This window comes from Labrys sp. WJW (assembly GCF_001676615.1).
Classification (GTDB): domain Bacteria; phylum Pseudomonadota; class Alphaproteobacteria; order Rhizobiales; family Labraceae; genus Labrys; species Labrys sedimenti.
Genome location: NZ_LYXZ01000001.1, coordinates 455,937 through 477,236 on the forward strand (window position 1 = coordinate 455,937; position 21,300 = coordinate 477,236).

At 62.6% G+C, this 21,300-nt stretch carries 19 protein-coding genes; 11 read left to right on the forward strand and 8 right to left on the reverse strand.

Annotated elements, in window-relative coordinates; translation table 11 throughout:
• Positions 1 to 32: 32 nt before the first annotated feature.
• From aceE to BA190_RS02000, 5 genes are all read right to left on the reverse strand, one after another.
• Positions 33 to 2,696, reverse strand: a complete 2,664-nt coding sequence (gene aceE / locus BA190_RS01985; protein ID WP_068281799.1) for a pyruvate dehydrogenase (acetyl-transferring), homodimeric type — start codon at positions 2,694 to 2,696, stop codon at positions 33 to 35.
• A gap of 9 nt (positions 2,697 to 2,705) precedes the next feature.
• On the reverse strand, positions 2,706 to 3,116 hold the full coding sequence (locus tag BA190_RS01990; protein ID WP_068281800.1) for an NAD(P)-dependent oxidoreductase: 411 nt from the start codon (positions 3,114 to 3,116) through the stop codon (positions 2,706 to 2,708).
• A 253-nt stretch (positions 3,117 to 3,369) separates the two neighbouring features.
• On the reverse strand, positions 3,370 to 3,723 hold the full coding sequence (locus BA190_RS35050; RefSeq protein WP_162275035.1) for a helix-turn-helix domain-containing protein: 354 nt from the start codon (positions 3,721 to 3,723) through the stop codon (positions 3,370 to 3,372).
• 194 nt (positions 3,724 to 3,917) lie between these two features.
• On the reverse strand, positions 3,918 to 4,040 hold the full coding sequence (locus BA190_RS37030; protein WP_256390513.1) for a hypothetical protein: 123 nt from the start codon (positions 4,038 to 4,040) through the stop codon (positions 3,918 to 3,920).
• A 123-nt stretch (positions 4,041 to 4,163) separates the two neighbouring features.
• Positions 4,164 to 5,057, reverse strand: coding sequence for a LysR family transcriptional regulator (locus BA190_RS02000; protein ID WP_068281804.1), 894 nt, complete (start codon positions 5,055 to 5,057; stop codon positions 4,164 to 4,166).
• A gap of 154 nt (positions 5,058 to 5,211) precedes the next feature.
• Between BA190_RS02000 and BA190_RS02005 the strand changes: the two genes are divergently transcribed.
• The gene (locus BA190_RS02005) at positions 5,212 to 5,862 is read left to right on the forward strand and encodes a hydrolase (protein WP_068281806.1); all 651 of its coding nucleotides are present in this window, start codon (positions 5,212 to 5,214) and stop codon (positions 5,860 to 5,862) included.
• A gap of 188 nt (positions 5,863 to 6,050) precedes the next feature.
• On the forward strand, positions 6,051 to 7,019 hold the full coding sequence (locus tag BA190_RS02010; protein ID WP_068281808.1) for a zinc-binding alcohol dehydrogenase family protein: 969 nt from the start codon (positions 6,051 to 6,053) through the stop codon (positions 7,017 to 7,019).
• Between the two features lie 430 nt (positions 7,020 to 7,449).
• Here BA190_RS02010 and BA190_RS02015 read toward each other — a convergent pair whose 3' ends face one another.
• Together BA190_RS02015 and BA190_RS02020 are read right to left on the reverse strand one after the other, a co-directional pair.
• Entirely contained in the window at positions 7,450 to 8,730 is a 1,281-nt protein-coding gene (locus tag BA190_RS02015) for a porin (RefSeq protein ID WP_068281810.1), read from the reverse strand.
• A 699-nt stretch (positions 8,731 to 9,429) separates the two neighbouring features.
• Positions 9,430 to 10,380: a LysR family transcriptional regulator gene (locus tag BA190_RS02020; RefSeq protein WP_068281813.1), complete on the reverse strand. Its 951-nt coding sequence runs from the start codon at positions 10,378 to 10,380 to the stop codon at positions 9,430 to 9,432.
• Positions 10,381 to 10,508: 128 nt separating this feature from the next.
• On the opposite strand from BA190_RS02020, the gene BA190_RS02025 reads away from it, so the two are divergent.
• From BA190_RS02025 to BA190_RS02065, 9 genes are all read left to right on the forward strand, one after another.
• Positions 10,509 to 11,318, forward strand: a complete 810-nt coding sequence (locus tag BA190_RS02025; RefSeq protein ID WP_156771327.1) for a dioxygenase — start codon at positions 10,509 to 10,511, stop codon at positions 11,316 to 11,318.
• Entirely contained in the window at positions 11,315 to 12,376 is a 1,062-nt protein-coding gene (locus BA190_RS02030) for a maleylacetate reductase (RefSeq protein ID WP_068281817.1), read from the forward strand. Before BA190_RS02025 ends, BA190_RS02030 begins: the two co-directional genes overlap by 4 nt.
• 141 nt (positions 12,377 to 12,517) lie before the next feature.
• Positions 12,518 to 13,795: an ABC transporter substrate-binding protein gene (locus tag BA190_RS02035; protein WP_068281819.1), complete on the forward strand. Its 1,278-nt coding sequence runs from the start codon at positions 12,518 to 12,520 to the stop codon at positions 13,793 to 13,795.
• A 69-nt stretch (positions 13,796 to 13,864) separates the two neighbouring features.
• Positions 13,865 to 14,584, forward strand: coding sequence for an ABC transporter ATP-binding protein (locus BA190_RS02040; RefSeq protein ID WP_068281822.1), 720 nt, complete (start codon positions 13,865 to 13,867; stop codon positions 14,582 to 14,584).
• The gene (locus tag BA190_RS02045; RefSeq protein ID WP_068281823.1) at positions 14,584 to 15,291 is read left to right on the forward strand and encodes an ABC transporter ATP-binding protein; all 708 of its coding nucleotides are present in this window, start codon (positions 14,584 to 14,586) and stop codon (positions 15,289 to 15,291) included. Before BA190_RS02040 ends, BA190_RS02045 begins: the two co-directional genes overlap by 1 nt.
• Positions 15,288 to 16,151, forward strand: a complete 864-nt coding sequence (locus tag BA190_RS02050) for a branched-chain amino acid ABC transporter permease (RefSeq protein ID WP_068281825.1) — start codon at positions 15,288 to 15,290, stop codon at positions 16,149 to 16,151. The genes BA190_RS02045 and BA190_RS02050 overlap by 4 nt, the downstream gene beginning before the upstream one ends.
• Before the next feature lie 11 nt (positions 16,152 to 16,162).
• Entirely contained in the window at positions 16,163 to 17,227 is a 1,065-nt protein-coding gene (locus tag BA190_RS02055) for a branched-chain amino acid ABC transporter permease (protein ID WP_068281827.1), read from the forward strand.
• Between the two features lie 116 nt (positions 17,228 to 17,343).
• Positions 17,344 to 19,101: an FAD-dependent monooxygenase gene (locus tag BA190_RS02060; protein ID WP_068281829.1), complete on the forward strand. Its 1,758-nt coding sequence runs from the start codon at positions 17,344 to 17,346 to the stop codon at positions 19,099 to 19,101.
• A gap of 149 nt (positions 19,102 to 19,250) precedes the next feature.
• On the forward strand, positions 19,251 to 20,051 hold the full coding sequence (locus BA190_RS02065; RefSeq protein WP_068281951.1) for a dioxygenase: 801 nt from the start codon (positions 19,251 to 19,253) through the stop codon (positions 20,049 to 20,051).
• Positions 20,052 to 20,535: 484 nt separating this feature from the next.
• Here the strand turns inward: BA190_RS02065 and BA190_RS02070 are convergent, their stop codons facing one another.
• The gene (locus BA190_RS02070; RefSeq protein WP_068281831.1) at positions 20,536 to 21,255 is read right to left on the reverse strand and encodes an SDR family NAD(P)-dependent oxidoreductase; all 720 of its coding nucleotides are present in this window, start codon (positions 21,253 to 21,255) and stop codon (positions 20,536 to 20,538) included.
• Between the last annotated feature and the right edge of the window lie 45 nt (positions 21,256 to 21,300).

The window sequence follows — 21,300 nt, forward strand, 5'->3', positions numbered from 1 at the left end:
TGTGCGGCTGCCAGGTCTCGGGGCGCGCCGGCTCAGACGGTGGCGGGATTGGCCTTGGACGGATCGAGCCCGTATTTGCGGATGGCCTCGGCGACGAGCGCAGGCTTCACCGCCCCCTCCTCGGCCAGACTCTTGAGCGCGGCGACCGCGATCCAATGCCTGTCGACCTCGAAGAAGTGGCGCAGGCGCCGACGATAGTCCGAGCGGCCGAAGCCGTCCGTGCCCAGGACGCGGTAGCGGCCGGGCACCCAGGTCCGGATCTGGTCGGCGTACAGGCGCATATAGTCGGTGGCGGCGATCACCGGTCCCTGCCGGCCCCCCAAACAGGTTTCGACATAGCTTTTCCTCGGCGCCGCCTCGGGATTGAGGAGGTTCCAGCGCTCGACCGCGACGGCCTCGCGGCGCAGCTCGGTGAAGCTCGGGCAGCTCCAGATATCGGCCTCCACGCCGAAATCGGCAGCGAGCAGCTCGGCCGCGGCGATGACTTCCCGCAGGATCGTGCCCGATCCCAGGAGCTGGACGCGCAAGGGCGTCTGCTTCTGAGCCTGCCTGAACAGGTACATCCCCTTGACGATGCCCTCCTCGGCACCGGCAGGCATGGCCGGATGCTCGTAGTTCTCGTTCATCACGGTGAGGTAGTAGAAGACGTCTTCCTGCTCGGCGTACATGCGCCGCAAGCCGTCCTGGACGATGACGGCGACCTCATAGGCGAAGGTCGGATCGTAGGAGAGGCAGTTGGGGATCGTGCCCGAGATCAGGTGCGAATGGCCGTCCTCATGCTGCAGGCCTTCGCCGTTCAGCGTGGTGCGCCCGGCGGTGCCGCCCACCAGGAAGCCGCGGGCCCGCATGTCGCCGGCCGCCCATGCCAGGTCCCCGATGCGCTGGAAGCCGAACATCGAGTAATAGATGTAGAAGGGGATCATCGGCGCGTCCGAGGTCGAATAGGACGTCGCGGCCGCGATCCATGACGACATCGCGCCGGCCTCGTTGATGCCCTCCTGCAGGAGCTGGCCTGATTTGTCCTCCTTGTAGAACATCAGCTGATTGGCATCCTCGGGCCGGTAGAGCTGGCCGACCTGACTGAAGATACCGAATTGCCGGAACATGCCTTCCATGCCGAAGGTGCGGCTCTCGTCTGGCACGATAGGCACGACGCGCTTGCCGATCTGCTTGTCGCGCAGCAGCGTGTTGAGCACGCGCACGAAGGCCATGGTGGTCGAGATTTCGCGGCCTTCGGTGGATTTGAGCTGTGCATCGAAAGCCGAGAGCGGCGGCACTTCCAGCGCCGTCGATTTCGCCCGGCGCGAAGGCAGGGAACCACCGAGCGCGGCGCGGCGCTGGCTGAGATAAGCGAGCTCCTTGCTGCCCTCCTCGAAACGGATGAAGGGGATCTCGGCCAGCTTCTCGTCGGTGATCTCGGTGAGGCCGAAGCGGTCGCGGAACTCCTTGAGGGAATGCTCGCCCATCTTCTTTTGCTGATGGGTGATGTTCTGGCCTTCACCCGCCTCGCCCATGCCATAACCCTTGACGGTCTTGGCCAGGATCAGCGTCGGCTGGCCCTTGTGCTCGCTGGCGGCCTTGTAGGCGGCGTAGACCTTGAGGGGATCGTGGCCGCCGCGCACCAGCGCCCAGATCTGGTCGTCCGTCCAGTCCTTGACCATGGCGGCGGTTTCCGGCGACTTGCCGAAGAAGTGCTCGCGGACATAGGCGCCGTTCTTGGACTTGTAGTCCTGATATTCGCCGTCGACCGTCTCGCTCATGATCTTGAGCAGCGCGCCGCTGGTATCCCTGGCGAGAAGATCGTCCCAGCCCGAGCCCCAGATCACCTTGATCACGTTCCAGCCGGCACCCTTGAACTGGGCCTCCAGCTCCTGGATCACCTTGCCGTTGCCGCGCACCGGCCCGTCGAGGCGCTGCAGGTTGCAGTTGATGACGAAGATGAGGTTGTCGAGTTTCTCGCGCGCGGCGAGAGAGATGGCGCCGGTCGATTCCGGTTCGTCCATCTCGCCGTCGCCGAGGAAGGCCCAGACCTTGCGCGGGGCGGTATCGGCAAAGCCGCGGTTGTGGAGGTATTTCAGGAAGCGCGCCTGATAGATCGCCATCAGCGGCCCCAACCCCATGGAGACCGTGGGGAACTGCCAGTAGTCCGGCATCAGCCAGGGGTGGGGATAGGACGACAGCCCCTTGCCGTCGACCTCCTGGCGGAAGGCAAGCAGTTGCTCCTCGCTGAGGCGCCCCTCCACGAAGGAGCGGGCGTAGATACCGGGCGAGACATGGCCTTGCACATAGATGAGGTCGCCGCCGTGATCCTTGGTCGGCGCGTGCCAGAAATGCATGTAGCCGGTGTCGTAGAGCAGCGCCGACGACTGGAAGCTGGCGATATGGCCGCCGAGCTCGGACGAGGTCTTGTTGGCGCGCAGCACGATCGCCATCGCGTTCCAGCGAATGATCGAGCGGATGTGGTGCTCGATGGCCCGGTCGCCGGGATGGGCGGGCTGCCTGTCGGCCGGGATGGTGTTGAGATAGGGCGTGTTGGCCGAATAGGGCACCGGCGTCCCGCGTTTGCGGGCGCCTGCCATGACCTGGTCGAGCAGAAAATGGGCCCGGTCCGGGCCCTCGACCTCGATGACGCCGTCAAGCGACTCGAGCCACTCTCGGGTTTCGGCCGGATTGGTGTCCTTAATCTCGTCGCTCATGCGCGATCCCTACTGTCTGGATAAGCCGATAGGCGGGAATAGTCGGAAACTCGGGAAACTCTGGAGGCAGGCAGGACTGTTCGAACAGTCTGATCGCAGCGGGAATTGTCCGCTCCGGTAGGCATCGTCGTCGATTTTTGCGCGCAGCTGTTGCGTATCTTTCCGGACGCAGGCCGGCACGAGAGCTTCGGTGACAAGTCGACCGTCTTCCGAGGTTGCAAGCGATGAAATCGAATTCATGTCGACAGCGATCTTACCGGCGATCCGGCCAGGCGCCACAATGAAAACGATGCCGGCCTTCCCGGCCAGCTCATAGCCAGTGGCATAGGCGGCGGCGCCCGGTTCAACCAGGTGCTGGGGAACCATCCTGCCGGCACCCGGATGAAGCTCATGCCCGCCCTTGATCAGATGGCCCGCCATGGGCGCTCCCGTGATCCCAGTCCAATGACGTCCGGCTTCATGACACCGCCCTCCCATGCTTCGGCCTGCTAGATTCCCCCAATCCAATCCGCCAATCCAATCCGCGCCCCCCACAAGGAAGCGACTGGCTGCCAGCAAGTTAGAGCACAAAAGCCAACGATTGGCCGGGTGTTTTCACATCGTGGAATGCACAAGTATCGTTCCACGCAAACCTCGATCGTATCAGCGCGCGACGTCAGGCAAGCGGCCGGCGTCATTGCGGGAGAAAGGCGACGCCGACCAGATGCGCACCATGACCGACCAGCCAGCGCGACGCCTCCGGCTTGAACTGCACGAAACCTTCACTTTGCAGCGTTGTCAGCAGACGATGGGCGGTCGAGGGTGCCAAATTCGTGCTTCGAACAATTTCGCGTAGCGTCATGCCATCGGGATCTTGCGCGATGCATTTGAGGATCGACAAGGCACGCAGGACCGCCTGCACACAACCGCGGCCACCTGAGATCTCATAGCCGCCGTTCAAGAGCGCAGGCGTTCCCCGTTCCGCGCCGCCATTTTCGTGACCGCCGAGTTCCCACAGGCGCTGCGCCGTCCCAGCGATTGAGTCCACTGCGACCTCCCCTGATTTCCCGAGATGCAGGCGCGTTATGTCGAGAGAATATTTATACGTCCAATATATCCTTCGGATAGAATTATATCTCAAACGTATTTATCGGTATGTTGTCTGGATGCCCCATACCGCTCTTGCCATGCCGGGCGGAAGACTGAACAAGGAGCTGAACCGAACCGGGTAATGGCCTGTCGTCAGGGCCGGAAATAGTGGCGCGTTTCGATCAGGAAGCGATCGACCGCGGCACTGCGGTCGTCACGGTAGAGCATCATGACATCGGCAACCGGCGCAGTGGGATCGTCGTGCAATTTCGTCAAAAGCTATCCGCAGCCTGGCGATGTGAATAGCGTCTCCGACTCCCTTTTGAGGAGGTCGAGACAGCGAGCGGTGTTGGTCCCTCGACGTCGTACGACGGCGGCGGCTGGACGAACCATCGGGTCCTAGCCGTCACGGCCCCAGAGGTCCGGGTTGCGCTTGAAATACTCAATCAGCATCTGCGTGAGCACCCGCACTTTCCGCGTGGGATACTGCCCCGGCGGGCGGACGACATAGGCGGCTCCCGGAGGGACCGGATAGCGTGTCATGATAGGAACCAGAGCGCCGGATGCCAGATATTCATAGGTGATGCAATCGGGGAGCCAGGCGATGCCGAGACCTGCTGCCGCCGCCGCCGCAAGTGCTATGGCGCTGTCGGCCTTGAACCTGCCTTGCGGCTGAACCGTGACGATCTTGTCGCCATCCATGAACTGCCAGGCTTCGGTTCCCTGCATGAGGGCCTGATGGGCGACGAGTTCGCCCAGAGTTTCCGGTGATCCGTGCAACTCGATATAGTTCGGGCTTGCGACAAGCTTTCCATGGATCGGCCCGACACGCTTGGCGATCAAGTTGGAGTCCTGAAGATAAGCGCCCCTGATCGCGCAATCGAAACCCTCTGCGATGAGATCGACGAAGCGATCGCTGTAGGACGTATGGATGTGAAGCTTCGGGTGCAGACGCGCCATTTCCGCGAGCACAGGAGCGAAATGGGTCACGCCGAAGGTAAGCGGCATGGCAACCCTCAGGCCGCCGCGCAACTCGCCGGTGGGGAGGATCGCTTCCCTGGCCGTATCGATTTCGGCGCTGGCTCTGGCGGCATGGTCTCTGAACGTGATTCCCGCTTCCGTAAGCGCAGCTCCGCGGGTCGTTCGCGCAAGAAGCTGGACGCCAAGCTCCGCTTCAACCCGAAAAAGCCGCCGGCTGACGATTGACTTGGAGACGCCGAGCCGGCGCGCGGCCGCCGATACGCCCCCTGCATCGGCCACTGCAACGAATGTCTGTAGATCTTCGATGTCCAACTCGGCGTTCCTCATTTCGCGACACAGCGTGCCGGACTATGCCGCTACCGCATCATCAAAAGGAACGACAAATTGTGGCTGGCAAGCGTCGCGCCGCCGGCGCATGTCTCCTGCAAACCCAATGCCGCACAAAGCGGCTGCAAAGGACGCAACAATGACCTTTCGTAACGGCCTTGCTTCGCTTCTTCGGCCCGAAGACTCGGTCCTCGTTCTGATCGACCACCAGCCCTACCAGCTCGCCAACCTGAACAGCCACGATCCTCACATGGTGGTCAACAATTCGACGGCACTGGCCAAGGCCGCCAAGGCATTTGGCGTTCCCACCATCCTGACGAGCGTGGTCGCGGACCGGGGCGGCGTCATCTTCCCCCAGATCACCGATGTCTTCCCCGACCAGGAAGTGATCGACCGGACCTTTATCAACACCTGGGAAGACCGGAAGGTGGTCGACGCCGTCAAGGCCACCGGCCGCAAGCAGTTGATCATCGCGGGCCTGTGGACCGAGATTTGCGTTGCGATGCCGACGATCCAAGCACTCGGCGAAGGTTGGGACGTGACGGTTGTCACCGATGCGTCCGGCGGCACTTCGGTCGAGGCCCACGAGGTCGCTATCCAGCGCATGATCATGGCCGGTGCGAACATGATGACCTGGCTGGCTGTGGCTTCGGAATGGCAGCGCGATTGGGCGCGTACGGAGCATGCCGCAGAGCTTTCGGAGGTACTGGTGCACCATGCTGCCGGCAGCGGCATTGCCTTCCTCTGGGAGCAACAACTGCTCAAAACGCCTGTGCCGAGCCAAGGCTGATCCCGGGCCGGGATGGCGAGTTTGGCTTCGAATCCAGAGCGATCCGTATCTGGGGCCTCGCCAATCTCACCTCACAGGCAAGCCTCGACGCCAGCGATGAATGCTATGCCCGGATACTGGGTCCGGCGAGTGGAGCATGGATCGATCCCAACCGCCCGCCTGGCGAGCTATGGCGCAGCGAGAGAACCATGAAAGCAGCCATCTACGATCACCCCGGCCCGCCCGATGTCCTTCGCTACGCGGATGTGCCCGATCCTGGTTGTCCAAGCGATGGCGTCCTGATCCGCGTCGAGGCGGTCGCCATCGAGGGCGGCGACCTGATCAATCGCGCATCCATGGCTCCACCCCACCCGGCCTTCGTCGTCGGCTATGCCGCCGCTGGCGAAATCATCGCGGTCGGAGAGGATGTGAAGAATCGTCAGGTGGGCCAAAAGGTGACGAGCTTCGACCTCGCCGGATCGCATGCCGAGCTGCGTGCCGTTGTCGCCAGCCGGACCTGGCCTGTGCCGGAAGGACTCGGCATGGCCGCTGCTGCAGCCCTGCCTATCGCATTCGGAACCGCTCATCACTGCCTCTTTGCGCGGGGCGGTTTGAAGCGCGGCGAAACGGTCCTCATTCAGGCAGGCGCCGGCGGTGTCGGGCTTGCCGCCATCCAGCTCGCCCATCTGGCAGGCGCGACTGTGCTTGCAACTGTCTCCGGGCTCGAGAGGGCCGAACGCCTCATCGGGCTCGGCCTTGATCATGCGATCGATCATCACTCAGCCGACGTCGTCGATACGATCATGCGCCTGACACAGGGTCGTGGCGTGGATCTCGTCCTGGACCCGGTGGGAGCCACCCTGCAAGGTTCCCTGGCGACGCTCCGGCCGGAGGGGCGTTTGATATTCGTGGGTAACGCCGGCGGTTCGCAGCTCAGTATCGATCCATGGCCAGCACTACAGGCGAACCAATCGCTTTTCGGTGTCTTCATGGGAACGCAATTGGAAAAGCCGGATGTCCACCTCACGGTCTCCAGGATGTTGGAGCTGGCAACCACGGGAGATCTCAAGATGATCGTGGACAGGACGTTTCCACTTGAAGCCGCTGCTGAGGCCCACGCCTATGCCGAAGGCAATTCCATCCTCGGGCGCGTTGTGATCGTCCCGGCCAGGCAATAAGCACCGTAGGGCGGGTGAACGCGCATGCGTATGCCGGGTGGGCCATCGTCCTACCCCGTGGCAGCCAGGGCAGCGTTTCTGTCGGGTGCGGCAAGGCTACGGCACGGCGGAACTCACGCGAGTTGATGGGTTCAAACGCAAAATGTTGCGCCTTTCCATCACAAAAAGTGACCCGGACAAAGCCGGGCCATTTCGAAAGGAAAGTGTGGAAGTCGTATATGATTATCTGGTCTCGCGAACCAGATTCCAATTAATGCATAAATTAATCCATTACGCCAGGGCTGAATCAACGTTAAAGTCATTAAATTATTCAGATTTTCTCTAGCGTATCGATCGAAAATTACCGTCCTGCATTGAGAAATTAGTTAGAACCCACATGAAGAAGGCCCAATTTTCATTGGGCCTTCAATCAAAATATAGCTATCTAGACTCAAAAAGTCCGCTTGAGCCGGACACCGCCCTGCAAAACATTGTACTTGCTGCGGCCGTTCAACTCGCCATCGTCGATGATGCCGTCGTCCACCTTGCCATGGGTCCAGGCCACTTCACCGGCCACGGTCAGGCCCTTGACGATCGTATAGGTAAGGTTACCTGCGATCGTGTATTCCTTCAGGCCGTATTTGCCGTTGCCCAGATAGTGGTCATACTGCGTATCGATGTAAGAACCGACGAGGTTGGCACCCAGAACCGGGGTGATATTGCCGCCGAGTTCCGCCGTGATCGACCAGCCCTTGCCGCGGTCAATTCGACCACGGCTGTTCACGAAGGAATCGGAATTCGCAAGCCAAGTGGCGCCTGCGCCCAGATAGTCGAGCGCACCATTCGCATACTGGCCTTCAACGATGAAGTGACCATTGTCGATCGCGGGGATCTTGATCAAGCCGGTGGCGCCGACAGCATAGCCGTACTTGTTGCTGCGCCGAACAATCACCTCGTTGCCGTCAGCGTCCTCATAATTCGTCCCCGAACGAGACTGATGGCCCGCCGCCTGAACGGCGATGGAGCCCCAGGATTGATCCCAACGCAACTGGGCGACGACGTCGGGAACCTGCTGACCACCTTCACGGTAGCCATAGAGCGTCCCGTTGATATCAACCGGCGTACTCGTCCCGCCGACGCGATGGTCACGGCCGTCTTCGATCGACAGCGTGGCGCTGAAGCCACCGCCGAGCTGAGCGGTGTAGGCGATCAAGTTGACTGTGTTCTGCTCTGCGTAATACGGCGCCCAGATCGTGTCGCCATATTCGTTGTCGTAGAAGCCGAAGAAGGAATGGGCGTAGCCAGCTGTCAGGCCACCGAACTGGATGAAGGCCTTGTCGATGGTGAAGCGGTTGTCGTTATAGATGCCGCCGCGCCCCTGATTGCTGATCGGATGCGAGTCGGCATTGATCTGGAAGTAGGAACGCAGCAGACCCCAGTCGGTCTCCGTACGGGCATCGAACCAGATGCGAGCCTGGGTGTTGAAGGCCGAACGATCATCGTTGCGGCTGAAACCATTACCGGCAAAAGCGCGATAATCGGCGCGAATTTCGCCACCGATCTTCAGGCAGGTATCGCTACCTGGAATGTAGAAGAAGCCAGGGCCGAAGGCCGAGCAGACCTTCACATACTCAACGGCTTCGCCCTTGGTCATGGGCAGGTCGGCGGCCTGGGCAGCGCCGATTAGAGCGAATCCGGCAGATGCGCCGAGGAGAAGAGACCTTATGGTCATTTGATGACCTCCGAGACAGTGCGATTTCTGATTGAGAGCGCTTCACAGCACTTCAATCGATTGCGAGACCGTGAGCGTTTTTTTGCGCCCCCGAAAAGATTCCAAGGAACCATTCCTCAAAGTGATCTCACTCTGGAGTTCGAGGCAACAAAATAAGGCATTTTATCGTCACTACGGCAAAATTTCGCAACTTCATGTTGCAAATTTGGCACATAACTTCATACACTAAAATGATCAAAGAATTACAATAAAATACGTGCCATATTTTGAATTTACTCTGATATTTATACGAATCTACTGTAGAATCAGGCTGAGCCTCAGAAATCCCCCACTTCCATTGAAGGGTGTTGATGTTTTCGCACCAACTCGATCGCTCGGCGATCCCGCTAGGTGTGCGCCTGTACGCGGCCCGCAATCCGAGCCTTCAAGAGATGGAAAAAGGGGGGGATGATCGCACGGGCTTCCATGTCGATCCTTCCACCCCGTATCGGCAGCCCGTTCGGCTTTTGCCTCGACGACGCGAAGAGCGCGAGCTTGAATCCCACCTCACAAGCCATTGTCGAGGCATTCGAACTCATATGAGTAGGTCTTCTGATGGGAAAAAGCCTCCCAGGCATTCAGCCTAAAGCCGGAGGCTGTTATTTTCGCTATCGACCGGGGATTTATGGTCTCGGTCTTGAAGGCCGCGTGAGCAAATGGCTATAGGCCCCACACGATGGCCTTCTCATGGCGCTCAATCAGCAGTGCCAGATCCTTGAAGCGCTTGGTGACATGAGCGACGAAGGCATCCACGGCCGGCGCCCGCGGCGCGTTGCTCTGCTGCAATATGCCCAAGGCGCGCTCGGGGTGGGGAATTCTGACCGGCAGCGCCGTGATCGATTTCTCGTTGCGATAGGCGAAGACCACGCTGTGGGGCAGCACGGTAAGTGCATCGCTCGATTTCAGGTAATTGATGGCGCTTGACAGCGAGCCGCCGGAATAGCGGATCTTGATTTCCGTGGCCCCGAGCGACAGTGCCAGGCTATTGAGGTCGGCATAAAGAGGGCTGCCTTCGGGCGGGCCGACCCAGGGATAGTCGAGCAGGCTTGCCGGATCGAGACGTCGCTTCATCAGCAAGGGATGTGTCGTGCGGCAGGCGACGACATTGCGTCCGGGCAGCACCACGTCGAAACGCAGGCCCGATCCTTCCTTCAGCACGTCGATGGGACAGATCGCAATATCGATGCGGTCAGCGTCCAGTGCGGCCCGCAACTGCCCCAGATAGCCATAGCTCTGCTCGACCCGGACATCGGGCCGCTTGTCCTGGAATTCGGCGATCATACCCGAGATCAAAGCGTCCGAGAAGAAAGGCGATCCACCCACCCTGACAACGCCGAACGAGCCTTTCTGGAAGCCGGCAACGAGGGCGGACGCCTTGCGCGAGGCCGAAAGCATGGTCTGGCCGTGGCTCGCCAGCGCCTGTCCCAAGGCCGTCGGCTGCAGGGGTCGCCGCCCCTTGATGAAAAGAGGCTCGCCGATGCGCTGCTCCAGCATTGCGATCGTGCGTGACACGGCCGGCTGCGTCATGCCGAGCAGGATCGCAGCCTCCGTCACGCCGCCGGCCTGGACCACGGCGGCAAGTTGGACAAGGTGCCGCTCATCGAGTTTCATAGCAATTTGCTATATTATTTTATCGAGAAATGATCAATGCGCAGGCTGGCGCCGGGTATGTTGCTCCTCGGGAGGAACTGCCGGTGGCCATCAAGTCATTGAACGCGCAGAATTCGGCCGATGTCGTGATGGAACGCGTCGGTCCCGGCGCGAAGGACAGCTCGGCGGCATTCCTGCATTCGCTGGTGAGGCATTTGCATGCCTTCGTGTGCGAGACACGCCCGACCAGGGACCAATGGCGCTCTGCCATGCAGCTTTTGACCGATATCGGCCATGCCACCGACGATAGGCGCCAGGAGTGGGTGTTGGCCTCCGATCTGCTGGGCGTCACCGCCCTCGTCGAGGAGATCAACGCGCAGCGCCACAAGGGCGCGACACCCAATACGGTGCGAGGGCCGTTCTATCGCCCGGATGCACCCGCCATCGCCAATGGCGGATCGATCTCGCTCGACGGCGTCGGCCAAGCACTTCTGGTTCGCGGTCGCGTGGTCGACCTCGACGGCGTCGCCATCCCGGGCGCCGTTGTCGAGACCTGGCAGGCCAATGCCGACGGATATTACGAGAACCAGCAACCCGATCGCCAGCCGGAATTCAACCTGCGCGGCGTCCTGAAGACCGACGGCACTGGCGGTTTCATGTACCGAACCGTGCGCCCTGCCGGCTATGCGACGCCGGCCGACGGCCCCGTCGGCCAAATGCTGGCGGGCCTGGGCGTTTCACTGCGGCGGCCGGCCCATCTGCATTTCATCATCAGCGCCAACGGTTTCGAGACCATCTCGACGCATGTCTTCGACGGCAGCGATCCGGAACTGGGGCGAGATGCCCTGTTCGGGGTCAAGCCCGAACTCATCGGAAATATCAGGCGCGACGGCAATGGCTGGGCGCTCGATTTCACCTTCGTCATGGCCCGGGCCAGGCAGGAAAGGCGCGCAGCATGAGCCTCTCATTCACCTATCAAGGCAGCCCCGCGCACATCGTCTTCGGCGAGGGCTCGTCCAGACGTGTCGGCGAATGGGTCGAAAAGCTCGGTGCCAGCAGGGCGCTGGTGCTGACCACGCCGCACCAGAAGGCCGATGGCGAGGCCATGGCCGCGGCCCTTGGCGGGCTCTGCGTCGGAACCTATGACAACGCCACCATGCACACCCCGGTCAACGTGACCGAAGAGGCGGTTGCGCGTGTTCTGGATTTGAAGGCCGACGTGGTCGTGGCGCTCGGCGGCGGCTCGACCACGGGGCTCGGCAAGGCGATCGCCTATCGCACGGACCTGCCGCAGATCGTCGTGCCCACCACCTATGCCGGCTCGGAAGTCACGCCCATTCTCGGCCAGACCGAGGGCGGCGAGAAGACCACGCTGCGCAGCCCGAAGGTCCTGCCCGAAGTGGTGATCTACGACCCTGGCCTGACGCTGGGCCTGCCCGTCGCCATGAGCATAACCAGCGGCCTGAACGCCATCGCCCATGCCGCCGAGGCGCTCTATGCCCCGGACGGCAACCCGATCACCTCGTTGATGGCGGCCGAGGGCATGCGTGCCATCAGGCAGGCGCTGCCGGTCATCGTCGCCTCGGCCAGGGACAGGCAGGCCCGCACCGATGCGCTTTACGGGGCCTGGCTCTGCGGCTCGGTGCTGGGCCAGGTCGCGATGTCGCTGCACCACAAGATCTGCCACACGCTGGGCGGCAGCTTCGACACCCCGCATGCGGAGACCCATGCGATCATGCTGCCGCACACGATCGGGTTCAACGCAGGCGCCGCCGGAAAAGAGCTGCAACCGGTTGCCGACATCTTCGGCGGCACGCCCGGGCAGGCGCTCTACGATTTCGCCAGTTCCGTCGGCGCGCCCACGGCGCTGAAGGATTTCGGCCTGAAGGAAGCCGATCTCGACCGCGCGGCGGAGATCGCCACCAAAAACCCCTACGCCAACCCTCGACCCATCGACCGCGCTTCCATCCGCGCCCTGCTCCAGGACGCCTGGGAGGGAAGCCGGCCACCACTTTGAAACGACTGTAGCGTCTTTAGAAAAGGTCGACAGGCCTTTTGATCGAATAATGACCAAAAACAAAGAGTTAGAGAAAAGATGCGATCGGAAGAAATCGCACCTCTCTCTGGTTTCTCGACAATGCTCCTGGGGAGGAAATCGATGATCACGCGCCGTCACTTCCTGAAGACAACCGCCGCAGCCGGCGCGACCGCCGCCTTCGGTGGGCTCGCTCAACCGGCCATCGCGGCAGGCGCTGCGATCAAGCTCGGCTATGTCAGCCCGCAGACCGGACCGCTGGCCGCCTTCGCCGAACCCGACAAGTTCATCATCGACGGTTTCCTGGCGGCGACCAAGGCTGCGGGCGCGAACTTCGAGGTCATCGTCAAGGACAGCCAGTCCAATCCCAACCGCGCCGCCGAAGTCGCCAAGGAACTGGTGGTCGATTCCCAGGTGAACCTGATGCTGGTCGCCTCGACGCCGGAGACGACCAATCCCGTGGCGACGATCTGCGAGGCCGAGGGCATGCCCTGCATCTCAACCGTGGCGCCCTGGCAACCCTGGTTCATCGGCCAGCAGGGCAATCCCGGCGCACCGGATTCCTGGAAGCCGTTCGAGAGCGTGTTCCACTTCTTCTGGGGCCTGGAAGACGTCATCGCTGTCTTCACCAACATGTGGAGCCAGCTCGAGACCAACAAGAAAGTTGGCGGCCTGTTCCCCAATGACGGCGACGGCAATGCCTGGGGCGATCCGAAAGTCGGCTTCCCGCCGGTGCTCGAAAAGAAGGGCCTCACCCTTACCGATCCCGGCCGCTACCAGAACCTGACCGACGACTTCTCCGCCCAGATCAACGCCTTCAAAACGGCCAAGGCCGAGATCATCACCGGCGTGATGATCCCGCCTGATTTCACCACCTTCTGGAACCAGGCGCAGCAGCAGGGCTTCAAGCCGAAAATCGCCTCGATCGGCAAGGCGACCCTGTTCCCGCAGGCCGTCGAAGCTCTTGGCAAGGCCGGCCACAACCTGTCGTCCGAGGTGTGGTGGACGCCCAACCATCCGTTCAAGTCTTCATTGACGGGCGACAGCTCTGCGGCCCTGGCTGCAGGTTTCACCAAGGCGACGAACCGACCATGGACGCAGCCGATCGGCTTCGTGCACGCCCTGTTCGAGCTGGCTGCCGATGTGATGAAACGCACCGATCCGACCAATGCCGAGGCGGTGACCGCAGCCATCGCCGCCACCAGGCTCGACACCATCGTCGGCAGGGTCGCATGGGACGGCGCCAACCTGCCGCCCTTCGCTGCCAGGAACGTCGCCAAGACCCCGCTGGTCGGCGGCCAGTGGCGGCTTAGGGATGGCGGCGGCTACGATCTCATCATCACCGACAACCAGACCGCGCCGAACATCCCGACCAGCGGCAGGATGGAGGCAATCGCCTGAAGACGCTCGTCGTCCAGTGCTGTCGCGGCCCTTTCTCCCTGTCGACGCGGAGAGGGACAGGAGAAGATCATGACGATCCTCGCTCTGCAAAACGTCTCGAAGAGCTACGGCGCCCTGAAGGTGACGCAGGACGTTTCCTTCGCGCTGGAGAAGGGCGAGGCTCTCGGCATCATCGGCCCGAACGGAGCCGGCAAATCGACGCTGTTCAACCTCATTACCGGCAATGTGGACGTCGACGACGGCCGCATCGCCTTTGAAGGCCGCGACGTCACCAGGATGCCGCCGATGGCGCGTTGCCTGGCCGGCGTCGGCCGCACCTTCCAGATCCCGCAGCCCTTCGACAAGCTGACGGTGTTCGAAAATCTGCTGGTTGCCGGCAGTTTCGGCGCGAGCCAGTCGGAGAGCGAAGCCACCGATCGCTGCGCCGACATTCTGTGGCGGACCGGGCTTGCGCCTCGTGCCAACGACATGGCGGGCGGCCTCAGCCTCCTGCAGCGCAAGCGGCTCGAACTTGCCCGTGCCCTCGCCACCCGGCCCACGCTGCTCCTCCTGGACGAGATCGCCGGCGGCCTCACCGAAGGCGAATGCGGCCAGCTCGTCGATACGATCCGCACCGTGCATGCGACAGGCGTCTCCATCGTCTGGATCGAGCATGTGCTGCATGCCCTGACCGCGGTCGTCGGCCGCCTGCTGGTGCTGGATTTCGGCAAGGTCATCGGTATCGGCCAGCCGGACGAGATCATGGCCTCCAGGGCCGTTCGTGAAATCTATCTGGGAATCGATGTGTGATGGCCCTGCTCGAAACAAGATCCCTCACGGCCTTCTATGGCGACTTCCAGGCGCTGTTCGGCGTCGACATGGCGCTGGCCGAGGGACAGACCGTCGCCATCATCGGCGCAAACGGGGCCGGCAAGACGACGCTGATGCGCTCGATCGCCGGCGTGCTGAAGAACGCGGCGGACCAGATCAGGTTCGATGGACGCCCCGTCGGCGATCTCGCCGCACCCGACGTGCTGGCGCTGGGTGTCGCCATGGTGCCGGAGGGCCGCAAGCTCTTTCCCTCGCTGAGCGTCGAGGAAAACCTGCTGATCGGCCGATACGGACGGGCGGGCGGCGGTTTCTGGTCGCTGGAGGCGATCTACGAGATGTTTCCGATCCTGAAGGAACGCCGCCATAATCCGGGCACCGCCTTGTCGGGCGGACAGCAGCAGATGGTCGCCATCGGCCGCGCCCTGATGTCCAATCCGCGCGTGCTGTTGTGCGACGAGTTGAGCCTTGGCCTTGCGCCGGTCGTGATCAAGGACATCTACGCCGCCTTCCCGAAAATCCGCGACAGCGGCGCATCCATCGTCATCGTCGAGCAGGATATCGGCCAGGCGCTGAAAGTCGCCAACCATGTCTATTGCATGATGGAAGGCCGCATCACGCTGTCGGGCAGGCCGTCGGACATCAGCCGTGACCAGATCCACGCCGCCTATTTCGGAGCCCACGCATGAACCTCATCGACACGATCATTCAGGGCGTGTTGCTGGGCGGCCTGTATGCCCTGTTCGCGGCCGGCCTCGCGCTGGTCTTCGGCATCATGCGCCTCGTCAACCTGGCGCATGGCGACCTCATCGTCATGGCCGCATTCGCGATCCTGTTCCTGGTCACATCGTTTGGCCTGAACCCCTTCCTGGCGGCGCTGATCGCCATGCCGCTGATGTTCGCCGTCGGCTGGGCCCTGCAATATTTCGTGCTCAACCGGACGCTGGGCCCCGACATCCTGCCGCCGCTGCTGGTCACCTTCGGGCTCTCCATCGTCATCCAGAACGGGCTGCTCGAGACCTTCTCCGCCGACAGCCGCCGCATCGCACTGGGCTCGATCGAAACCGCTTCGCTCGACCTGGGCGTCGCCACCGTCGGCGTGATGCCCTTGCTCACCTTCCTGTCGGCGGTCGGCGTGATCCTGGTCCTGAACCTCATCTTTTACCGCACCGCGCTCGGCCGCGCCTTCCGCGCCACCTCGGACGATCGCGTCACGGCAGGCCTGATGGGCATTCGCCCCGACGCCATCTTCGCGATCGCGACAGGGCTGGCGCTCGTGGTCGCCACCATCGCCGCGCTCTATCTCGGCGCCCGCGCCAATTTCGACCCGACCATCGGTCCGGCGCGCCTGATCTATGCCTTCGAGGCAGTCATCATCGGCGGCCTCGGCTCCTTCTGGGGCACGCTTGCCGGCGGCTGCGTCATCGGCGTGGCGCAGGCGCTCGGCGCCGGCATCAACCCGGAATGGCAGATCCTGGCCGGCCATGTCGCCTTCCTAGCGGTGCTCCTGTTCAGGCCACGTGGCCTGTTCCCCCGAGCCGTCGACTGAGGGGAGCCGAGATGAACCTGCAAGCCCCAACCGCCTGGAAAGTCGAGACGCGCACCCGCGCCTCCTCGATCTTCTGCCTCGTCGCGCTCCTGGTCGTGGCGCTCGGTTTCGCCGCGCCCCTGTTCCTGCCGCGCAGCGGCATACAGGACCTGTTCTTCATCCTGACCATGCTGGTGCTGGCGCAATGCTGGAACCTCTTGGCTGGCTATGCCGGCCTGGTTTCGGTGGGCCAGCAGGCTTACGTCGGCCTTGGCGCTTACGCCATGTTTGCCGTCGTCATCCTGTTTGGCCTCGACCCGCTGATCGGCGTCGTCGCCGGCGGACTGGCCGCCGCCCTGCTCGCCATTCCCATCGGCTTCTTCGTGTTCCGCCTGCAGGGCGCCTATTTCGCCATCGGCACCTGGGTCATCGCCGAGGTCGTGCGCCTGACGTTGGCGCAGGTAAAAACGCTCGGCGGCGGCACCGGTACTTCGTTGCCCTCGCGCGCAACCCGCGACATGCTCGGCGTCAATCTGGTCCAGGATCTTTTCGGCGTGCGTTCGGCCCAGGCCGTCGACATTCTGTGCTACTGGCTCGCGCTGGCCCTCGCCGTCGCTTCGATCGTCTTCATCTATCGCCTGTTGCGCTCGCGACAGGGGCTGGGTCTTGCCGCGGTGCGCGACAACGCCCAGGCCGCCCGTGCCGTCGGCGTCGACGCCCTGAAGGTCAAGGCGGCGACCTATGTCATCGTCGCCTTCATCACCGGCGTCGCCGGCGCCCTGATCTATGTGCAGAAGGCGCGCGTCTCGCCCGATGCGGCCTTCGCCGTGACCGACTGGACCGCCTATGTGATCTTCATCGTGGTGATCGGCGGCATCGGATCGATCGAAGGACCGATCATCGGCGTCATCGTCCTCTACATCCTGCAGAGCCTGCTGGCCGATTTCGGCTCCTGGTATCTGCTCGCCCTCGGCTTGATCGGCATCGCCGTCATGCTGTTTGCCCCACGCGGCCTGTGGGGCCTGTTCACCGAACGAACCGGGATTCAACTCTTCCCGGTTCGTCGCATCCTGACGCCCACACAATCCAACAACTAAGGCATCCTGTTTTGGATCGACTCATCAATAACCGCAAAATGCTTCCGTTCCCGACACGTCAAGCGGAACGACCATCTCAGCCTGAACGCATTTTGCTCTAGATACGGAGAGAGAACATGGCTGACATCACCACCGACGTTCTCGTCATCGGCACCGGACCGGCAGGATCCGCCACCGCAGCACTGCTCTCGACCTATGGCATCGAGAACATGGCGATCAATCGCTATCGCTGGCTGGCCAACACGCCGCGCGCCCACATCACCAACCAGCGCACGATGGAAGTGCTGCGCGACCTCGGCCGCGAGGTGGAGGACGAGGCCTATCTGTTCGCGGCGCATCAGGAGCTGATGGGCGAGAACGTGTTCTGCACCTCGCTGACCGGCGAGGAGATCGGCCGCATGAAGAGCTGGGGCACCAGCCCGCATTCCAAGGCCGAGCACCTGTTGTCTTCGCCAACCCTGATGAACGACCTGCCGCAGACCTTCATGGAGCCGCTGCTGTTCAAGACCGCATGCTCGCGCGGCACCCAGGCACGGCTGTCGACCGAATATATCGCGCATGTGCAGGACGAGGACGGCGTCACCACCACCTGCCTCGACCGCCTCACCGGCAAGCAGCTCACAATCCGCTCGCAATATCTGATTGGCGCCGACGGCTCCAACTCCAAGGTAGCCGAGCATGCCGGTTTGAGATATGGCGGCAAGATGGGCCTCGGCGGCTCGATCAACATCCTGTTCAAGGCCGACCTATCCCGATATGTCGCGCATCGCCCCTCGGTGCTCTATTGGGTGGTACAGCCGGGCGCCGACGTCGGCGGCATCGGCATGGGCCTGGTGCGCATGGTGCGCCCGTGGAACGAATGGCTGATCGTCTGGGGCTATGACATCAACCAGCCCACGCCCAAGGTCGACGAAGCCTTTGCGACCAAGGTCGTGCGCGAACTGGTCGGCGATCCCGAACTCGACGTCGAGATCGACCAGGTCTCCACCTGGACGGTCAACAACATGTATGCGGAGACCATCTCGAACGGCAGGGTCTATTGCATGGGCGACGCCATCCACCGCCATCCGCCGTCGAACGGCCTCGGCTCCAACACCTCCATCCAGGACGCGTTCAACCTGGCCTGGAAGCTGGCTTTCGTGCTGAAGGGCCAGGCCGGCAAGGAACTGCTCGACAGCTATCAGGCCGAACGCGCGCCTGTCGCCAGGCAGATCGTGACCCGCGCCAACAAGTCGATCGAGGAATTCGGGCCGATCTTCAAGGCGCTCGGCCTGCTCGACTCGATCGACCCGGTGAAGATGCAGGAAAACATGGACGCCCGCTGCAATCCGAACGAGGCGGGCGAGGCCCAGCGCAAGGCGATCCGCGAAGCGATTGCCGCCAAGGTCTACGAGTTCGACGCGCATGGCGTGGAGATGAACCAGCGCTACAGGTCAAAGGCCGTCCAGCCCGACGGGCAGGAGGAGCCGTCCTTCCAGCAGGACGCCGAACTGCACTTCCAGCAGACGACATGGCCGGGCGCCCGCTTGCCGCACGCCTGGCTGTTCGGTGCACGCGGCGAAAAGGCCTCGACGTTGGATCTGACCGGCCACGGCAAGTTCACTCTCCTGACCGGCATTCGCGGTCAGGACTGGGTGAGGGAAGCCCAGGCCGTCGGACAGGAACTCGGCCTCGACATCGTGGTCCACGTCATCGGCCCCCGCCAGAAATGGCAGGACCTGGCCGGCGAGTGGGCGCGAGCCAGCGAAATCGAGGAGAACGGCGCGGTGCTGGTACGCCCGGATCATCACGTCGCCTGGCGCGTCAAGACCTTGCCGGCCAAGCCGGACGCAGAGTTGCGCCGTGTGCTGAAAGACGTCCTGGCACGGGCCTGACACCGCCGCGCCACCTCCGATCGGGCGGCGCCAGCGTGCCGCCCCCCCCCCTTCTTCGACACCGAGCCAGCTCGGTGACCCAGGCACCATCGAGGTAAGCCGTGAGCTATTTTTCCGAAGACCATTCCATCGAGACGGTCAATGGCCGTATGGGCGGGGATATCGACCCGCGCCTGGCCACAGTGATGTCAGCACTCGTCAAGCATCTGCACGCTTTCGCCAAGGAGGTCGAGCTGACGCAGGAGGAGTGGAATTTCGGCATCGATTTCCTCACCCGCACGGGACAGATCTGCTCGGGGGAACGGCAGGAATTCATTCTGCTGTCCGATACGCTGGGCCTGTCCATGCTGGTCGACACCATCAACAATCGCCGCCCCACGGGCGCCACGGAGAACACGGTCTACGGGCCGTTCCATGTCGCCGATGCTCCGATACGGGAGATGGGAGCGACCATCACGCTGGACGGCAAGGGCGAGAGCTGCCTGTTCGAGGGGCGCGTGCTCGATCTTGAGGGCAACCCCATCGAGGGGGCGAGCGTCGATGTCTGGTCCGACAATGCCGATGGCTATTACGACGTGCAGCAGCCCGGCATCCAGCCCAAGGGCAATAATCGCGGCATCTTCATCACCGGGCCGGACGGCAAATACAGCTTTGTCGGCATCAAGCCGGTGTCCTATCCGATCCCGGACGATGGCCCGGTCGGCAAGATGCTGGCGGCGGTGGGGCGCCACCCCTATCGCCCGGCGCATATGCACTATCTGGTGACGGCGCCCGGCTTCAAGACAATCGTCACCCATACCTTCGTCGGCGGCGATGAATATCTGCAATCCGATTCCGTGTTCGGCGTGAAGAAATCGCTGATCGCGCCATTCGACAGGCTCGAAAGCGCAAAGACACTGTGGCGCTCGCCTTTCGACTTCATCATGGCGCCCGATTCGGCCGAGGCCTGAGAAGCACAGGTCCGAGGCAGCTGCCAGACCATCGAGCGTGGGGCATCCCCACGCTCGGCACAATTTCTTCACAGAAGATTGTACGCAAGAACGGATACTTAAAGGAAAGAGCGCGTTCGAGTCCGAACACGCTCTGTTTTCGATGAGAGTATTACTGCATTCACTTCAGAATCCGAGAAACGCTTGCGCTGCCCCTCACCCTTACCCTCTCCCCGCAAGAAGCGGGGCGAGGGGGACTTCGATGGCTTGCCCATTCGAAAACCGTGTCCTCTCGCCCAACCGCAGGGCGAGAGGATGGATCTCAGCATTGATCGCAACGCCTGTGCCCCCTCGCCCCGCTCCTTGCGGGGAGAGGGTAAGGGTGAGGGGCAGCGCGACCTTTACCGAAAGGCCTGTGATCTTTCAGGTTTTGAACTGGGTGGAGTATTGCTTTATCGACACCTCGACATTGTAGAGCAAGGTGGATCATCTCCCGCAGGCGGCCCTATTGGGCGAGATAGCCGCCGTCGATCACCAGTTCCGCCCCAGTCATGTAGCTCGCCTCGTCGCTGGCAAGGAACAGCACGCCGTTCGCGACCTCGATCGGCTTGCCGGCCCGCTTCATCGGGGTGGAGGCGATGACGAAGGCATTGATGTCGGATGCCTGCGCCTGGGTGAGCGGGGTATCGATGAAACCCGGGTGGACGGAATTCACCCGGATACCGTCGGCGACATAGCTCATCGCCGCGTTCTTGGTCATGTTGCGCACCGCGCCCTTGGTGGCGTGATAGGCATGGGCACCGCCGACGGCGGCATTGCCCCAGATCGAGGAGAAGTTCACGATCGAGCCGCCTTTCTGCCGGCGCATGGCCGGCACCACTGCGCGCATGCCGAGAAATACCCCGGTCTGGTTGACGGCGATCACCCGCTGCCAGGCAGCGAGGTCGAGTTCGTCCAAGGGCTCATAGGCGATGATGCCGGCATTGTTGACCAGGACGTCGATCCGGCCATGCCGGGCCAGGATCGTCTCGATGGCCCCGGCCCAATCCTCCTCGCGGCTGACATCGAGGCGCACGCTCTCCACGCCGACGGCATATGGGCGATCGGGGCCGGCGATGTCGCCGGCATAGGTGATCGCGCCTTCGCGGGCGAAGAGATCGGCGATCTCATAACCCATGCCGCGGGCCGCGCCCGAAACCAGGGCGACCTTATCCTTGAGCCGCATGGCCCTTCCTCCTTGTCAGATGATCGGGTGTCTTCGCTCGGGATG

Excerpts from the sequence above, each read along its gene's own strand:
- BA190_RS02050 (WP_068281825.1), top strand. The coding sequence starts at position 15,288 with ATGAACCTCATCGACACGATCATTCAGGGCGTGTTGCTGGGCGGCCTG.
- BA190_RS02045 (WP_068281823.1), top strand. The coding sequence starts at position 14,584 with ATGGCCCTGCTCGAAACAAGATCCCTCACGGCCTTCTATGGCGACTTC.
- BA190_RS02040 (WP_068281822.1), top strand. The coding sequence starts at position 13,865 with ATGACGATCCTCGCTCTGCAAAACGTCTCGAAGAGCTACGGCGCCCTG.
- BA190_RS02065 (WP_068281951.1), top strand. The coding sequence starts at position 19,251 with ATGGGCGGGGATATCGACCCGCGCCTGGCCACAGTGATGTCAGCACTC.
- BA190_RS02020 (WP_068281813.1), bottom strand. The coding sequence starts at position 10,380 with ATGAAACTCGATGAGCGGCACCTTGTCCAACTTGCCGCCGTGGTCCAG.
- aceE (WP_068281799.1), bottom strand. The coding sequence starts at position 2,696 with ATGAGCGACGAGATTAAGGACACCAATCCGGCCGAAACCCGAGAGTGG.
- BA190_RS02025 (WP_156771327.1), top strand. The coding sequence starts at position 10,509 with ATGGAACGCGTCGGTCCCGGCGCGAAGGACAGCTCGGCGGCATTCCTG.
- BA190_RS02015 (WP_068281810.1), bottom strand. The coding sequence starts at position 8,730 with ATGACCATAAGGTCTCTTCTCCTCGGCGCATCTGCCGGATTCGCTCTA.
- BA190_RS02030 (WP_068281817.1), top strand. The coding sequence starts at position 11,315 with ATGAGCCTCTCATTCACCTATCAAGGCAGCCCCGCGCACATCGTCTTC.
- BA190_RS02005 (WP_068281806.1), top strand. The coding sequence starts at position 5,212 with ATGACCTTTCGTAACGGCCTTGCTTCGCTTCTTCGGCCCGAAGACTCG.
- BA190_RS02055 (WP_068281827.1), top strand. The coding sequence starts at position 16,163 with ATGAACCTGCAAGCCCCAACCGCCTGGAAAGTCGAGACGCGCACCCGC.
- BA190_RS02035 (WP_068281819.1), top strand. The coding sequence starts at position 12,518 with ATGATCACGCGCCGTCACTTCCTGAAGACAACCGCCGCAGCCGGCGCG.
- BA190_RS01990 (WP_068281800.1), bottom strand. The coding sequence starts at position 3,116 with ATGGCGGGCCATCTGATCAAGGGCGGGCATGAGCTTCATCCGGGTGCC.
- BA190_RS02070 (WP_068281831.1), bottom strand. The coding sequence starts at position 21,255 with ATGCGGCTCAAGGATAAGGTCGCCCTGGTTTCGGGCGCGGCCCGCGGC.
- BA190_RS02010 (WP_068281808.1), top strand. The coding sequence starts at position 6,051 with ATGAAAGCAGCCATCTACGATCACCCCGGCCCGCCCGATGTCCTTCGC.
- BA190_RS02060 (WP_068281829.1), top strand. The coding sequence starts at position 17,344 with ATGGCTGACATCACCACCGACGTTCTCGTCATCGGCACCGGACCGGCA.